At 56.8% G+C, this 2304-nt stretch carries 1 rRNA gene; it reads right to left on the minus strand.

The window, feature by feature from the left end:
• Positions 1 to 71: 71 nt before the first annotated feature.
• Positions 72 to 2304 (minus strand): 23S ribosomal RNA (locus BW940_RS20650).

Below are 2304 nucleotides of genomic sequence, written 5' to 3' on the forward strand. Positions count from 1 at the left end.
GACCGTGTGTATGTGTAGTCCAGTTTGCGTCCGGACCCGTTCACGAATCACGGATCCAATGCGATGTAATATGAATGTGTGGCTTGGCCGATTAGTGCTCGCGGACTCAACGCCTCGTTGCCTTGGCGCGTACATCCCGAGTCTATCGATCTCGTCTTCTACGAGTGGCCTTGATGGTATCTCTTTTCCAGGTGGGTTTCGAGCTTAGATGCGTTCAGCTCTTACCCCGTGGTGCGTGGCTGCCCGGCACGTGCTCTTTCGAACAACCGGTACACCAGTGGCACCCAATCGTAGTTCCTCTCGTACTATACGATCGTTCCCGTCAGATACCGCACACCCCCAATAGATAGCAGCCGACCTGTCTCACGACGGTCTAAACCCAGCTCACGACCTCCTTTAATAGGCGAACAACCTCACCCTTGCCCGCTTCTGCACGGGCAGGATGGAGGGAACCGACATCGAGGTAGCAAGCCACCCGGTCGATATGTGCTCTTGCGGGTGACGACTCTGTTATCCCTAAGGTAGCTTTTCTGTCAGCAATTGGCCGCATCAAGCAGCCTAATTGGTTCGCTAGACCACGCTTTCGCGTCAGCGTCCGTCGTTGTGCCGGACACTGTCAGACTTCCTTTTGCTCTTGCGCTCTTCCTCGGGTCTCCGACCCGAGTGAGGAAATCTTGGGGCGCGCTCGATATCTTTTCAAGCGCGTACCGCCCCAGTCAAACTGCCCGGCTACCAGTGTCCTCCGCCAGGAGTGAGAGTCGCAGTCACCATCGGGTAGTATTTCAATGCTGCCTCGGTGGCCCGCTAGCGCGGGTACCTGTGTACTGGCTCCTACCTATGCTGCACAATGGCGACCACGTCTCAGTGACAGCCTGCAGTAAAGCTCTATAGGGTCTTCGCTTCCCCTTGGGGGTCTCCAGACTCCGCACTGGAACGTACAGTTCACCGGGCCCAACGTTGGGACAGTGGCGCTCTCGTTGATCCATTCATGCAAGCCGCTACTAAAGCGGCAAGGTACTACGCTACCTTAAGAGGGTCATAGTTACCCCCGCCGTTAACAGGTCCTTCGTCCCCTTGTACGGGGTGTTCAGATACCTGCACTGGGCAGGATTCAGTGACCGTACGAGTCCTTACGGATTTGCGGTCACCTATGTTGTTACTAGACAGTCGGAGCGCCCGAGTCACTGCGACCTGCCTCTTCGCGAGGCAGGCATCCCTTATTGCGAACGTACGGGACTAACTTGCCGAATTCCCTAACGTCGGTTGCTCCCGACAGACCTTGGCTTTCGCCGCCACGAGTACCTGTGTCGGATCTCGGTACGGACAGTGTGCTTGCCTTTTCACGGGCTCTGGGTTGACCTGACTTGCGCTATCCTGCCGTTCGCTCGCTTCGTGCCATTACGGCTTCCACGAACTTTGACAGTTCGACTGGGCGAAAGCCCAGCTCAGGCGGCCCCAAAGCGTTGGCTTTGAGTGCACACTGGCATAGGAATATTAACCTATTTCCCTGTTGTCAGCTTCGACTTACGGGCTGACTTAGGACCGGCTAACCCTCAGCTGATCAGCATTGCTGAGGAACCCTTACTCGTTCGGCCGTCGGGGTTCTAACCCGACTAACGCTGCTACTATGACCAGGATTTTCGTTACTGAACGGTCCACACGATCTCTCGACCATGCTTCCGCCCGAACAGAACGCCAACCTACGGAATCACTCGACAAAGAGTGCCGCTAGGTCTCGGTGGTGGACTTGAGCCCCGATCATTTTGGGCGCCTCAAACCTCGGCCGGTAAGCTGTTACGCTTTTCTTAGAGGGTAGCTGCTTCTAAGCTCACCTCCCGGCTGTCTAGGGCTTGAGACCACCTTCGATCGCACTTAGTCCACACTTGGGGACCTTAACCCAGCTCTGGGTTGTCTCCCTCACGGTACACAGGCTTACCCCGCGCACCGGACTCCCTGCGTCAAACGGCGTTCGTAGGTTCGGAGTTGGACAGGGGGGCGCACTCCTCTCGGAGTGCGGTCCCCCAATCCGTTGCTCTACCCCACGAACTACCTCGGCAGAGGTCATGCTTCGACATGTTTCGGTTGGAACCAGCTGTTTCCGGACTCGATGGGCCTTTCACCCCTAGACGTAGATCACGAGAGGGTATTGTAGGACACCAACTCTAACAGGCCTCCACGCACCTTTCGGCACGCTTCACCTTGTCCACGCCTAGATCGTCCGGTTTCGGGTCGTGCCCGTTTGACTCCCCGCGCTTGAACACGGTGACCCTGGTGCAAAGCACTGCGGTCATATCGGTTTCCCTG

This window comes from Natronorubrum thiooxidans, from assembly GCF_900156475.1.
Classification (GTDB): Archaea; Halobacteriota; Halobacteria; order Halobacteriales; family Natrialbaceae; genus Natronorubrum; species Natronorubrum thiooxidans.